This window comes from Neobacillus drentensis, from assembly GCF_036962765.1.
GTDB lineage: Bacteria > Bacillota > Bacilli > Bacillales > Cytobacillaceae > Neobacillus > Neobacillus drentensis_C.
Genome location: NZ_JBALOS010000003.1, coordinates 35,406 through 49,279, shown reverse-complemented (window position 1 = coordinate 49,279; position 13,874 = coordinate 35,406). Strand labels below are relative to the sequence as shown.

At 37.1% G+C, this 13,874-nt stretch carries 13 protein-coding genes; all 13 read left to right on the top strand.

Features of this window, described 5'->3' with window-relative positions:
* Positions 1-117: 117 nt before the first annotated feature.
* On the top strand, positions 118-834 hold the full coding sequence (locus tag V7137_RS01535) for a response regulator transcription factor (protein WP_335696437.1): 717 nt from the start codon (positions 118-120) through the stop codon (positions 832-834).
* The gene (gene pnpS / locus V7137_RS01530; protein ID WP_335696436.1) at positions 831-2,249 is read left to right on the top strand and encodes a two-component system histidine kinase PnpS; all 1,419 of its coding nucleotides are present in this window, start codon (positions 831-833) and stop codon (positions 2,247-2,249) included. Before V7137_RS01535 ends, pnpS begins: the two co-directional genes overlap by 4 nt.
* Positions 2,250-2,268: 19 nt before the next feature.
* Entirely contained in the window at positions 2,269-4,905 is a 2,637-nt protein-coding gene (gene polA, locus V7137_RS01525; RefSeq protein WP_335696435.1) for a DNA polymerase I, read from the top strand.
* Between the two features lie 14 nt (positions 4,906-4,919).
* Positions 4,920-5,753 (top strand): DNA-formamidopyrimidine glycosylase, encoded by an 834-nt coding sequence (gene mutM, locus V7137_RS01520; RefSeq protein ID WP_335696434.1) that lies wholly within the window; start codon positions 4,920-4,922, stop codon positions 5,751-5,753.
* 98 nt (positions 5,754-5,851) lie between these two features.
* Positions 5,852-6,487 carry a sporulation membrane protein YtaF gene (gene ytaF, locus V7137_RS01515; protein ID WP_335696433.1) on the top strand — a complete coding sequence of 212 codons (636 nt, stop codon included), beginning with the start codon at positions 5,852-5,854 and terminating at the stop codon, positions 6,485-6,487.
* Between the two features lie 109 nt (positions 6,488-6,596).
* Entirely contained in the window at positions 6,597-7,211 is a 615-nt protein-coding gene (gene coaE / locus V7137_RS01510; RefSeq protein ID WP_335696432.1) for a dephospho-CoA kinase, read from the top strand.
* Between the two features lie 166 nt (positions 7,212-7,377).
* The gene (locus tag V7137_RS01505) at positions 7,378-8,409 is read left to right on the top strand and encodes a glyceraldehyde-3-phosphate dehydrogenase (RefSeq protein ID WP_335696431.1); all 1,032 of its coding nucleotides are present in this window, start codon (positions 7,378-7,380) and stop codon (positions 8,407-8,409) included.
* A 342-nt stretch (positions 8,410-8,751) separates the two neighbouring features.
* A complete protein-coding gene (gene speD / locus V7137_RS01500) occupies positions 8,752-9,126 on the top strand; it encodes an adenosylmethionine decarboxylase (protein ID WP_218347926.1) in 375 nt (124 codons plus the stop codon).
* Between the two features lie 110 nt (positions 9,127-9,236).
* On the top strand, positions 9,237-9,632 hold the full coding sequence (locus V7137_RS01495; RefSeq protein ID WP_335696430.1) for a hypothetical protein: 396 nt from the start codon (positions 9,237-9,239) through the stop codon (positions 9,630-9,632).
* A gap of 88 nt (positions 9,633-9,720) precedes the next feature.
* Positions 9,721-10,188, top strand: a complete 468-nt coding sequence (gene nrdR / locus V7137_RS01490; protein WP_335696429.1) for a transcriptional regulator NrdR — start codon at positions 9,721-9,723, stop codon at positions 10,186-10,188.
* Between the two features lie 233 nt (positions 10,189-10,421).
* On the top strand, positions 10,422-11,795 hold the full coding sequence (locus tag V7137_RS01485) for a replication initiation and membrane attachment family protein (RefSeq protein WP_335696428.1): 1,374 nt from the start codon (positions 10,422-10,424) through the stop codon (positions 11,793-11,795).
* 9 nt (positions 11,796-11,804) lie between these two features.
* Positions 11,805-12,734 carry a primosomal protein DnaI gene (gene dnaI, locus V7137_RS01480; RefSeq protein WP_335696427.1) on the top strand — a complete coding sequence of 310 codons (930 nt, stop codon included), beginning with the start codon at positions 11,805-11,807 and terminating at the stop codon, positions 12,732-12,734.
* A 160-nt stretch (positions 12,735-12,894) separates the two neighbouring features.
* The gene (gene ytxC, locus V7137_RS01475) at positions 12,895-13,773 is read left to right on the top strand and encodes a sporulation protein YtxC (RefSeq protein ID WP_335696426.1); all 879 of its coding nucleotides are present in this window, start codon (positions 12,895-12,897) and stop codon (positions 13,771-13,773) included.
* The last annotated feature ends 101 nt before the right edge of the window (positions 13,774-13,874 follow it).

The following is a 13,874-nucleotide window of genomic DNA, read 5'->3' as shown; positions in this document are numbered from 1 at the left end:
TGAACTTATACGAAAAAAACAATCTTGCGTAAATAGCCTTTGTTAAAGTTTTGTAAATCTAGATAATAATTTAGCATTATTATTATAATGGAGGTAACTAAAAAAGTGGGGGATCGTATGAAAAATAGAGTTCTAGTTGTCGATGATGAACAATCAATTGTTACGTTACTACAATATAATTTGGAGCAAGCAGGGTTCGAAGTCCTAACAGCAATGGATGGCGAAGCGGGAATACAAATTGCTGAGACACAATCCCTTGATATCATAGTTTTAGATCTTATGCTGCCTAAAATGGATGGGATGGAAGTATGCAAACAGCTTAGACAAAAGAGAATCATGACCCCAATTTTGATGTTAACGGCCAAGGATGATGAGTTTGATAAAATCTTGGGTCTTGAACTTGGTGCTGATGATTACATGGTGAAGCCCTTTAGTCCAAGAGAAGTGATTGCCCGCGTCAAAGCAATCCTCAGAAGAATACAAATTCAAACGGAGACTACTAATGTAAGTGGGGAAGAAACAGGGCAAATACAAATCGGTAATTTAAGAATCAATCCTGAAAAATATGAGGCACATTTTAATGATAATCTGTTGGAGTTAACTTTAAAGGAATTTGAATTGCTTCTTTTTCTTGCTCAAAATAAAGGGCGCGTCATGACACGTGATCAATTATTAAGTGCTGTTTGGAATTACGACTTTGCTGGCGATACTAGAATTGTCGATGTGCATATTTCTCATTTAAGAGAAAAAGTTGAAGTGGAAACCAAAAAGCCAGTATATATCAAGACGATACGGGGCTTGGGTTATAAAATGGAGGAGCCAAAAGGAGAATGACCAAATTCCGAAAAGGACTGCTAATTTCACTAATTATATTAATTATTGCAGTATTAGTTGGATTAGGAATCTTGTTAGGTCTATTTTTTAAAAGCTATTACTTAGAGTCATTAGATGAACATCTTAAAATAGAAATTTTGTGGGTTCTTTCCATTTGCCTTGGGATTACATTTATAATCATAATTTTCCTATGGTTAAGAATTACCTCAAAGTATACAAAACCAATTGAAGCGGCAACAAATGTCGCTATGGAACTGGCTAAAGGAAATTACCGGGCCAGGACCAAAGTAAATCGATTAGATGAAACTGGAATGCTTGGATCATCGCTTAATATGCTGGCTGAAAACCTTCAAGAACTCACCAAAGCACAAGAAATGCAGAAGGACAGGCTAAGTGCATTAATTGAAAATATGGGCTCTGGTTTAGTGTTAATTGACAGTCGCGGGTACATAAATCTAATAAATAAAGGATTTATTGATATTTTTCATGTAAATCCAACAAATTACTTAAATAAACTTTATTATGAAGTTATTGATTATGAGGAAATTTGTCAGTTAGTTGCCGAAGTTTTTCGGACCGAAAAAAAGGTTAACAGACAAATACTTGTTCCTTTATTTATTGAACGAAGATACTTTATTGTATATGGTGTCCCGATTATTGGAACAAATAATGTTTGGAAAGGGGTATTGCTCGTATTTCATGATATAACTGAAATTAAAAAACTCGAGCAAATGCGTAAGGATTTTGTGGCCAACGTATCCCATGAATTAAAAACCCCAGTTACTTCTATTAAAGGGTTTACAGAAACGCTATTGGATGGTGCTATGAACAATAAAGAAACATTGGAAGCGTTTCTTTCCATTATTCGTAAAGAAAGTGATCGCCTGCAAACCCTTATACAAGAATTGTTAGATCTTTCAAAAATAGAACAGCAAGGCTTCAAATTAAATATTCAGGAACTTGATTTGTACGCGCTTTTAAAAGATGTTATAGCCATTTTTAGCGGAAAAGCACAAGCGAAGAACATCCAGCTTGAACTTGTTTGTAAACAAAATCAAGTGATGGTCCATGGTGATTCAGACCGTTTAAAACAAGTGTTTATTAATTTGATCGCCAATGCCATTTCGTATACCCCTCTTGAAGGTGATGTGAAAATTATTCTTCTCGATCATGGTGAAAATGTACGAGTCCATGTAAAAGACACGGGGATTGGAATTAGTAAAGAAGAAATTCCGCGTATTTTTGAACGATTTTACCGTGTCGACCGAGCGAGAAGCCGGAACTCTGGTGGAACTGGGCTTGGGCTAGCGATTGTTAAGCATTTAATTGAAGCCCATCATGGAAATATAAGTGTTAGAAGTGATTTGGGTGAAGGAAGCGAGTTTATTATCGAACTGGATAAATATTTAAGGTGATTTTGGAAGGTGGATGTAATTGGAAAAGAAGAAACTTGTCCTTATAGATGGAAATAGTATTGCTTACCGAGCATTTTTTGCATTACCCCTGCTTAATAACGATAAAGGAATTCACACGAATGCCGTATATGGCTTTACGATGATGCTTATGAAAATTCTTGAAGATGAAAAGCCGACCCATATCCTTGTAGCATTTGATGCGGGGAAAACGACCTTTCGTCATAAAACATTTAGTGAATATAAGGGTGGAAGACAAAAAACTCCACCTGAATTATCGGAGCAATTTCCGTTTATCCGTGATCTTCTTGATGCATATGGAATCTCTAGATACGAACTTGAGAATTATGAGGCCGATGATATCATCGGTACGCTGTCATTAAGTGCTGAAAATGATGGGTATGAAGTAAAGGTAATCTCCGGAGACAAAGATTTAACACAACTCTCTTCTCCTTCAACAACAGTTGGAATTACCCGTAAAGGTATTACGGATATTGAAGAATATACCCCTGAACATGTCGCTGAAAAATATGGACTCACACCTGAGCAAATTATTGATATGAAAGGATTAATGGGAGATCCTTCCGATAATATCCCAGGTGTCCCTGGAGTGGGTGAGAAGACTGCCATCAAGCTTTTAAAGGAGTTTACTACACTTGAAAATTTATTAGCATCCATTGATCAGGTAAATGGAAATAAGCTTAAAGAGAAATTAGCAGAATTTAAGAACCAGGCCGTAATGAGCAAAGAGCTTGCTACGATTGAAAGACAAGCACCTATAGAAGTGGATATAGACACCATCGCTTATGAGGGGTTTACACGAGATAAATTAGTGGCTCTATTTAAAGAATTAGGCTTTCATTCCTTATTGGACAAACTAGGAGAAGGTCCTGACACGACAGAAGAGCCCGAGCTGGAAGAGATTGAGTTTCAGACTCCAGCAGAAATAACGGAAGAGTTGTTTGCAGACAACAATTATCTTTATGTTGAAATGTTGGATGAAAATTATCATTATGCAGAGATTATCGGCTTCTCCCTTGTAAATGAAAAGGGACATTTCTACTTTTCTACAGACCAAGTATTGCAATCGGACGCCTTCAAAAAATGGGCAGAGGATGAAAGTAAAAAGAAGATAGTCTATGATGCCAAGCGTTCTGAAGTCTCTTTAAGAAGATATGATATTCATTTAAAAGGTGTCGATTTTGATATCCTGATGGCATCCTATATCTTAAATCCTTCAGAAAACATTGAGGATCTCGCAGCCATTACCAAACGATTCGATATACATACGATTCAGTCAGATGAATCTTTTTATGGAAAAGGGGCGAAGCGAAAAGTCCCTGAAGCAACGAAGCTTGCAGAACATCTTGTCCGTAAAAGTCTGGCCATGTTTGATCTACGAGATATACTTGATGATGAATTAAGGAAAAATGAACAATATGAATTATTTACCGAACTTGAAATGCCATTATCGCTTATATTGGCCGATATGGAATCATGCGGGATTAAAGTGGAACAAGAACGACTTCAAAAAATGGGTAAAGAGCTCAATGAACGATTGATTGAGATTGAAGAGAAGATATGTGAATTAGCAGGAGAAAAATTTAATATCAACTCACCGAAACAATTAGGTGTTATTTTATTCGAAAAATTAAATCTGCCTACCATCAAGAAAACAAAAACAGGTTATTCAACTTCAGCAGATGTATTGGAAAAATTAGCGGAAGATCATGAAATTATTGAACACATCCTCCTTTACAGACAGTTAGGAAAGCTTCAATCTACCTATATAGAAGGATTGCTAAAGGTGATTAATCCTAAAACCGGAAAAGTACATACAAGATATCAACAAACCTTAACCGCGACAGGACGGTTAAGTTCGATTGATCCTAATTTACAAAATATCCCGATTCGTTTGGAAGAAGGTCGGAAAATTCGACAAGCCTTTGTTCCGTCTGAGGAAGGTTGGATCATTTTTGCTGCTGACTATTCACAGATTGAACTCCGTGTTCTCGCAGATATTGCTGGTGATGAAAAGTTGATTCAGGCATTTAAAGAAGATATGGATATTCACACAAAAACAGCGATGGAGGTTTTCCATGTCAATAAAGATGAGATAACCTCTAACATGAGACGTCAGGCAAAAGCCGTTAACTTTGGAATAGTATACGGAATCAGTGATTATGGTCTTTCCCAATCTTTGGGAATAACAAGGAAAGAAGCAGGTCAATTCATAGAACGTTATCTTGATACCTATCCTGGTGTCAAAGAATACATGGATGATATTATTCATTCAGCCAAGCAGAAAGGTTATGTTTCGACTCTGATGCAAAGAAGAAGATATATTCCTGAAATTACAGCCCGTAATTTCAACATCAGAAGCTTTGCAGAAAGAACAGCTATGAATACTCCAATCCAAGGCAGTGCCGCAGATATCATTAAAAAAGCCATGATAGATATGGATGATGCCTTAAAAGACAAAGGTTTAAAGACACGCCTCTTACTTCAGGTCCACGATGAATTAATTTTTGAAGCACCTGAGGAAGAAGTAGAAATTTTGAAGAAGTTAGTCCCAGACGTGATGGAGAATGCCCTTGAATTGAAGGTGCCATTGAAAGTGGATTATGCCTACGGACCAACTTGGTTTGATGCGAAATAAAAGGGGGGGCTATCTTGCCTGAACTTCCTGAAGTAGAAACCGTACGGAAAACATTAAAAAAATTAGTTGTTAATAAAACTATCAAAGATATAACGGTCTATTGGCCGAAAATCATAAAAACCCCACTAGAAGTTGAACAATTTATAGATGCATTGATTGGGGAGACTATTATCGATGTGGGTCGACGAGGGAAATTTTTAATTATCTATACTGGAAATTTCGCATTAGTTTCCCATTTAAGAATGGAAGGGAAGTACGGCCTATATCCTAAAGATGAGCCCTATGATAAACATACGCATGTTCTGTTTCATTTCACAGATGGGACCGAGTTAAGGTATCGGGACGTTCGAAAGTTTGGTACTATGCACCTATATAAAAAAGGCGATGAATTCTTAACGGAGCCGCTGATTGGACTGGGCCCTGAACCTTTTTCAAAAGAATTTACCATCGAGTATTTGGCTGAAAAGCTGAAAAAAACGAATCGGAAAATAAAAACGGCCTTATTAGACCAAAAAGTCTTTGTCGGTCTTGGTAATATCTATGTTGATGAAGCGCTTTTTAGGGCCGGTATCCATCCTGAACGTCTGGCAAACACACTCGATATAAATGAAATTTCCCTTCTTCATCGTGAAATTGTTGCGACCTTGAGTGAAGCTGTCAAAAAGGGAGGAAGTACGATTCGTTCATATGTTAATTCTCAAGGGGAGATTGGTATGTTCCAACTTGAATTATATGCTTACGGTCGAAAAGGGGAAGAGTGTAAACGGTGCGGTACACCTTTAGAAAAGACCACTGTAGGGGGCAGAGGAACTCATTATTGCCCTAATTGCCAAAAGGTCCAAGTGTAGACGGAAAGTAAAAAAGTGAGAATAGAATAACATTAACCATTGATAGGCTTCTGCCATATACTATCGTAATGATTTTGGAGGAAGGAGCCCTAGACATCATGGTTCAGTTGTTATCACTTCTCATCCTTGCTTTTGCTCTTAGCCTTGACAGCTTTAGTGTTGGGTTTACCTATGGACTAAGAAAAATGGTAATGCCGCTTAGGTCAATTATTATTATTGCAAGTTGTTCGGCGATATCTTTAATGATCGCAGTATCAATTGGACACGGACTCGAAAAAGTTTTATCACCAAGAATTACTTCAAGCCTAGGGGGAATCATCCTAATTGGTCTTGGTGCTTGGGTACTTGTTCAATTTTTTCGGCCAGAAAAAGAAAAGGACGTACTCGAGCAGGAAAAAACGATCGTAAATTTTGAGATTAAGTCCCTCGGATTAGCGATTAACATATTGAAAAAGCCGATGTCGGCTGATTTCGATTTATCGGGTACGATTACCGGGATTGAGGCATTAATGTTAGGATTTGCCTTGTCGCTGGATGCCTTTGGAGCTGGGATTGGTGCGGCGATGCTAGGTTTTTCACCCTACTATTTAGCGTTTACTGTCGCGATTATGAGTTCGTTATTTGTCCTATTGGGAATAAAAAGTGGAACGTTTTTTCACAAGTTTGAATGGATTCAAAAGTTCACCTTTTTGCCAGGGGTTTTATTAATCATCATTGGGATTTGGAAATTATAAAAGCGGAAGCGCCCGTTTAGCGAAGTCTACTAGTCGCTGGGCGCTGGAGCTAGATAGTTATTAAAGTTCAAAGTATATACCTTGAAATAACCAGAAAGAGGATATGGGGATGACATTAGTTATCGGTTTAACAGGCGGTATTGCCAGTGGTAAAAGTACGGTCTCAAACTTTTTCAAAGAATTGAATATCACAGTGATCGATGCAGATATTGAAGCACGCCAAGCGGTAATGAAAGGTGAATCTGCTTATTTTAAGATTATTGCTGAATTTGGTGAAGAGGTATTATTAGCCGATGGTGAAATCGACCGTCAAAAACTGGGCTCGATTATTTTCCATCATGAAGAAAAAAGACAATTATTAAACAATATTGTTCACCCTGAAGTCAGAAAAAGGATGAGTGCCCAAGTCGAAAAGGCGAAACAAAATGGGGAAGAAGTGGTTGTTTTAGATATCCCATTACTTTTCGAAAGTAAGCTGACGTATATGGTGGATAAAACATTACTAGTTTTTGTTGACAATGAAACTCAATTAAAGAGATTAATCGCAAGAAATAATCTATCGGTCGAGGATGCAGAAGCGAGGATCCATTCTCAAATGCCATTGTCTGAAAAAATTAGGCTCGCGGATGCTTTAATTAACAATAATGGTTCGATTGCAGATGCAAAAGAACAGCTTCTTGAAATTTTAGCGCAGTTTGATATCAATAAAAAAACGATTAAGTAATGGAAGAGAAGGGGCAACCTTCTCTTTTTTTATGTTGCCAAGTTGTCTAAATTATAAAACATTTTAAAAATCCGCATTTTATTTATCACAATTACACCTAAATATGTTATACTAATTACATCAGTACGAGTATTAAGTATGACATTAATACGGAAGGGGTTGCAAAATGAAGACAAAAGTTGCAATTAATGGATTTGGGAGAATTGGAAGGATGGTTTTTAGGAAAGCGATCCTTGAAAATAAATTGGATGTTGTGGCTATAAACGCAAGTTATCCTGCAGAAACATTAGCACATTTACTTAAATATGATACAAATCATGGACCATTCCAGGGAGAAGTTATCCCATTAGATGATGAGCTGCTTGTAAATGGAAAAAGGATTAAATTATTAAGTAGCCGCAACCCAGAGGAACTACCATGGAGAGCACTCGGGGTTGAGATTGTTATAGAAGCAACAGGAAAATTTAATGCCCGTGAAGCGGCAGCACTGCACTTAGAGGCAGGAGCAAAGAAAGTGATCTTAACAGCACCAGGGAAAAATGAGGATGTTACCATTGTTATGGGTGTTAATGAGGAAATGCTTGATGTTAATTATCATGACATTATCTCCAATGCATCATGTACAACTAACTGCCTGGCACCTGTTGCAAAGGTATTAGACGAGAAATTTGGAATTGAAAGCGGATTAATGACAACGATTCATGCTTATACCAATGATCAAAAAAATATTGATAATCCTCACAAAGATTTACGGAGGGCTCGTGCATGTGGACAGTCTATCATTCCAACGACAACAGGAGCAGCTAAAGCAATTTCTTTAGTATTACCGCACCTAAAAGGGAAATTACATGGCATGTCACTTCGTGTACCTACACCAAACGTATCTCTTGTTGATTTAGTCGTTGATCTTAAGCAAGATGTAACGGTCGATGAAGTCAATAATGCCTTTATTGAAGCAGCCGATGGTCCATTGAAGGGCATATTGGATTTAACGATGGAACCGTTAGTATCTGTTGATTTTAATACGAATGAGCATTCTGCTATCATTGATGGTCTTTCTACAATGGTGATGGGCACTAGAAAGGTAAAAGTTTTGGCTTGGTATGATAACGAGTGGGGATATTCATCACGAGTTGTTGATCTCACTTTGTTAGTTGCTCAGGAAATCGCAAAATCCTCTCAGATAAAAGTTAGTTAAAAGGAGAAAGAAGCTGTCGACAGACAGCCTTTTTTTTTGTGCTCACTTGTGACTTTTTGTAGTAAACGCCATAAAATAGCTTTGTTGAATTTATTTTTAAAGGTGCACATGCCCATTGACTTTTGTTACAAATTTAACGAATTAAGTTTTTTATATTGATAGGTTGCAAAAAAAATATAAACAAAGTATACTAGTCATCGTGAACTTCTTGAAATTAGGTAGCTATTAATTACTTAAAGGGTTAGGACCTCTCTGGACTAACTTTCCCCCGTGGTACTTACGTGTTACCGTCAACAAAGGATTTCAAGAAAGAACATAAAAGGTTAGAGGGGGAAAATGAATATGGAAACAATGGGACGTCACGTAATCTCTGAATTATGGGGATGCGACTTTGAAAAATTGAATGATATGAATTTTATTGAAACGACTTTTGTTGAAGCAGCCCTTAAATCTGGTGCAGAAATCCGTGAAGTTGCATTTCATAAGTTTGCTCCTCAAGGTGTTAGTGGTGTTGTAATTATTTCCGAATCACATCTAACCATTCACAGCTTCCCTGAACATGGATACGCGAGCATTGATGTTTATACTTGCGGCGATTTAAATCCTAATGTTGCAGCAGATTACATTGCTGAGGCATTAAATGCACAAACACGTGAAAATATTGAAATTCCACGTGGCATGGGTCCTGTTCATGTCAAACAGGCAAAGGTTTTATAATCCTAATAAAAATAATTTAGTTAAGAGGTGTATCTGAACATACACCTCTTTTTATATTTTGTACGAAAATGTTGTACAATAAGACCAAAGGGTATAAGGGGAGGAATATTATGGCTATGTTAGGAAACTTATTTGTCCGTTTTAAACAGCAAATTGAGACTTCAGACCGAATTGCAGATGATTCTTTAAAAACGCATTATTATAAGGCGAAGTTTAATCAAGTATTTGAATCAGTTGAAAAGTTATTTCGTGATGATGCTGATTGCCAGGTAACAACCGTTTCGAAAGAACATGGAGAAATTGCTATTGAAATCAATAAACCAATCCGCTGTTTCTTGATTGTTACGATTGTTGCGGTAAAACCAATGGAAACAGCTGTAGACTTTAATATATCATCAGAAAGATTTTCCTTACTGGGCACCTATCCTGCTTTAAAAAAGCGGATTAATTCTTATTACGAACGAATTAATCAATTACATACCTTCGTAGGAATAAAAAACTCCTAATACTTACTTGTATAAAGATATTCTTTTTTATAAGATGAAAGTAAGCGTTTGTCCGGAAGTTACAGTGTAGAATTTGGAGTTGATTACAATGAAATGCCCTTCTTGTCAAAATTATGGAACACGTGTCCTCGATTCTCGACCTGTTGATGAAGGTCGGGCCACTCGAAGGAGACGCGAATGCGAAGAATGTGGGTATCGTTTTACTACGTTTGAGAAGATTGAAGAGATCCCGTTGATTGTAGTCAAAAAAGAAGGTACCAGAGAAGAGTTCAGCCGTGATAAAATATTACGCGGATTGATTAAAGCATGTGAGAAGCGCCCCGTGGCTTTAAAGGAATTAGAAGATATAACCCACGGTGTTGAAAAAGACCTGCGCAGCCAAGGTATTTCAGAAATAAAAAGTGAAGCCGTTGGTGAAATGGTCATGGACAGGCTCGCACACGTTGACGAAGTGGCGTATGTGAGATTCGCATCTGTTTATCGCCAGTTTAAAGATATCAATGTCTTCATTGATGAATTAAAAGAATTAATAAAAAAAGAAAATCTTAAGAGCTAAAGAGGATTGTGGTCTTTGGCTCTTTTTACTGAGAAAAGCGGAAGCGCCTTGCTCAGGGGCGACAGGCATAAGACGAGCCGGCGTGAAGGTTGCTTTTTAACCTTCAGGTCGGATTGGCTTATGACCCGAGCCCCTAGGCGCTGGAGCTAGACAAATAGGAAAGCGGAAGCGCTCGTTTAGCGGCGTATGTCCCGCTTGACAGTTATTTAAGGTAAAGAAAGGGTTGAATGAATGTGGCGCAGCATTGGCAGGAAATTCTTCCTATCGATCGTTATATCGTAGCTGCTGATGGGTTACTGCATGATTACGACCGTAAAGTGCTGACGTTTTTATATCAGCCCTTGATTGGTTCGAATTGCTTTAGTTTATACATGACACTCTGGGCAGAGTTAGAGGAAAATCGGCTTTGGTCTGAGTCTTCCACACACCATTTATTGATGAATCTCTTAGAGTTGAACCTAAAAGACATCTACGAAGCAAGATTAAAGCTAGAAGGTATAGGGTTATTAAAGACGCGTGTTAAAACAGATGAAGGAGGACGATCCTTTTTATATGAACTCCGTCCTCCTCTTAGTCCTGAACAATTCTTTTTAGATGGGATGCTAAATATTTATCTTTATCGTAAAATCGGAAAAAATCATTTTTCGCGGTTAAAACGCTTTTTTAGTGACCAACAAAAGCCAAGCGATGATGAGTATGTAGATGTTACTAAAGCCTTTCAGGATGTGTTTGCCTCAGCATCCCCTGGCAGTATGGACTATATTCAAGGCATTTCGGCAGATTTACAAGAGGAAGAAAATCAGCAGTTTATCGGAAGAACGGAAGCAAGTCCAATCCATATCGGTTTGGATACGTTTGATTTTGAAATGTTAACAGCAGGGCTGAATGAATCGCTTGTACCGAAAAAGGCATTAACACCGAAAGTGAAAAATGTGATTAGTAATCTTGCGTTTCTGTATCAAATCGACCCAATCGAAATGAAAAATTTTATGTTAGCTGCGATTAACGAACATGACGAAATAGATATCGAAGACTTAAGAAAAGGGGCTCGTGACTGGTATCAATTTGTTAATTATGATCAACTTCCCAGTCTAATTAACCGTACTCAGCCTCTTGCTCTGCAAACGCAAATAACTGAACCGAAAACACCGGAAGAAAAATTAATTCGTTCGTACGAAACGACCCCGCCGCTTATCGTTTTTAAAGAATTCTCAGGTGGGGTTGAACCTTCACAAACCAATTTGAAAACGTTAGAAGAAATCATGATTAAATATAAACTCCCGCCAGGTGTTGTAAATGTTTTAATTGAAGTGGCGATGAGAAAAACAGATATGAAATTTACAAAGGCTTTTGTTGAGTCCATTGCTAGTCATTGGGCAAGGAAACAAGTAAAAACAGTGAAGGACGCAATGGAGCTCGCGAAGAACGAAGAACATAAGGCAAAAGAAAGTAAAAAAACCGGAAGATCGGTAAATAAAAAGCCGATTAGAACAGAGATGCTTCCTGACTGGTTTGATAAAGAAAAACAACCAAAGAAGGAAAAGGGTCCGGATTTAGAGGCGAAAAAACGAGAGATTGAAGAAATGTTAAAGGCATTAGATGATTAGAGGTGACTTATGGAGAAAATAAATCAAACATTAAAACGGTTAGCCTCCCAGGGGAATTTTCAAAAAAGATATGAAGAAATGCGTCGCGCAACTCTAGAAAATCCTGATATCATAGAGTTTATTGGAAAAAACCAAGATGTCTTAACTAAAGAAATCATTGACAAGAGTTTAGGAAAGCTCTACGAATACACAAACCAAAGTAAGGAATGTGAAAAATGTGAAAGCCTTGATGGCTGTATTAATATGATGAAAGGATTTCATCCTGAATTAGTTTTGTCACGAAATTTTATTGACATTAGATATGAACGTTGCCCAAGAAAAAAAAGGTATGATGAAAAGCGTAAAAATGAAAGCTTAATTAAGAGCTTATATGTCCCTAAAGATATTTTAAATGCCACAATTGATGAATTTATACATGATGATGAACGAATTGAAGCGTTTAGTCATGCTCTCGGGTTTATTAATAATTTTAAACAAGGAATACCCACAAAAGGGCTATACTTTTATGGCGAATTTGGAGTAGGAAAGTCTTATTTGTTAGGAGCAGTTGCCAATAAGCTTGCCCAAAAACAAATTTCATCCATGATTGTTTATGTACCTGAATTACTTAGAGAGATGAAAAGTTCGATTGCTGACTCTAGCCTAAATGAAAAAATTGAAGCCTTGAAAAAAGAACCGATATTGATGCTTGATGATATTGGGGCAGAATCCATGTCGAGTTGGACTAGGGATGAGGTATTAGGTCCAATACTGCAGTTTAGAATGTTGGAAAGCCTACCGACTTTTTTTACCTCAAACTTTAATTTTAACCAGCTCGAGCATCATTTAACTTACAGCCAGCGAGGCGAAGAAGAGAAGATGAAAGCACGACGAATCATGGAGAGAATAAGGTCATTGAGTGAGCCGGTTAGAGTCGATGGTCCAAATAGAAGGTCATAAGAAAAATAGTGATTATATTCAGGATTGCCGATAACAGGTCGGCAGTCCTTTTTCTTCACTTTTTTTCTGTAAAAAACAAAAGCATTTGCCAGCTAACTTCTATTTTAGCCAAGTCCCCCATATATATTAATACAAAGATTGGCTTAAAGGGGGGATTTGGTTGGCGGAAATCATCTTCCAAAGCAAGTTGGATGCAGAAAAATATTATGACCACTTGCTGAAGTACTTACCAAATATTAATGACAAAGAAACTATTCTTCTTATAGAAGATCGATATATAGTAAAAATTATAGGTAGTTTTTTATCGATTGAAATCTCTTCCATTGTTAAACATGCTTTTTATGAATTTATTACAAATATTAAGCGTGACGACTGGTTTAGAGAAATATTAAAAAACCAATATTTTTATGATGATTTAGAAGAACAACAGCAAATTATCGAGATTATCTATTCTATTCTCGAAGGTCAGAGAGAAGATCTTACTGTTTTTTTGAAGGATTCAAATGAGGAAACGAATATAAAGGCGGCAATTGAGTATATTTTTCAAGATAATATATCTTTTTCGTTTGATTCATTTCTTAAGTTTCGATTACGTCCATATCTCCAGTCGTTGGAAAGCTATGTTGAAATTGCCATTGATGAATATAAATTGGAACAGGAATATCAAATATTTGTGCAAATGCTCCGGGAGTTCCTTTTGAAGCGTGAACCGAAAATAGACCTGCTGCATCTACTGTTTGATGAGGAAATCACCTTTTATAATGATCAGTTTGTGGAAATGAAAAGAGCTGAATTAACCAGATTGATTGACCGTAAGTTATTGGTTAATCATCCTGTTTATGTGGATTCGGCGTCGATTGCCCCATTGTTATCCATTGCACCAACAACGATTTTTTTGTATACAAAGGACCCAGATGAGCCATTAGTAAGGACAATTAAAAACATCTTTGAAGAAAGAGTAACGATTAAATCATTTGAGGCTTTACGAGAAGTGAATAAATGGGTGGAAAATCAACATTCTTCGGAAAACCATGCCTAGGATCAGGAATTGTGAGAAAATTTGTCTTATTAGGTTTCTGTCCCTTGATTTTTAAAAAATTAATCATTATAATTACCTACATAGTTAGAAAAGCGGAAGCG

Excerpts from the sequence above, each read along its gene's own strand:
- V7137_RS01535 (WP_335696437.1), top strand. The coding sequence starts at position 118 with ATGAAAAATAGAGTTCTAGTTGTCGATGATGAACAATCAATTGTTACG.
- pnpS (WP_335696436.1), top strand. The coding sequence starts at position 831 with ATGACCAAATTCCGAAAAGGACTGCTAATTTCACTAATTATATTAATT.
- ytaF (WP_335696433.1), top strand. The coding sequence starts at position 5,852 with ATGGTTCAGTTGTTATCACTTCTCATCCTTGCTTTTGCTCTTAGCCTT.
- coaE (WP_335696432.1), top strand. The coding sequence starts at position 6,597 with ATGACATTAGTTATCGGTTTAACAGGCGGTATTGCCAGTGGTAAAAGT.
- V7137_RS01505 (WP_335696431.1), top strand. The coding sequence starts at position 7,378 with ATGAAGACAAAAGTTGCAATTAATGGATTTGGGAGAATTGGAAGGATG.
- speD (WP_218347926.1), top strand. The coding sequence starts at position 8,752 with ATGGAAACAATGGGACGTCACGTAATCTCTGAATTATGGGGATGCGAC.
- V7137_RS01495 (WP_335696430.1), top strand. The coding sequence starts at position 9,237 with ATGGCTATGTTAGGAAACTTATTTGTCCGTTTTAAACAGCAAATTGAG.
- nrdR (WP_335696429.1), top strand. The coding sequence starts at position 9,721 with ATGAAATGCCCTTCTTGTCAAAATTATGGAACACGTGTCCTCGATTCT.
- dnaI (WP_335696427.1), top strand. The coding sequence starts at position 11,805 with ATGGAGAAAATAAATCAAACATTAAAACGGTTAGCCTCCCAGGGGAAT.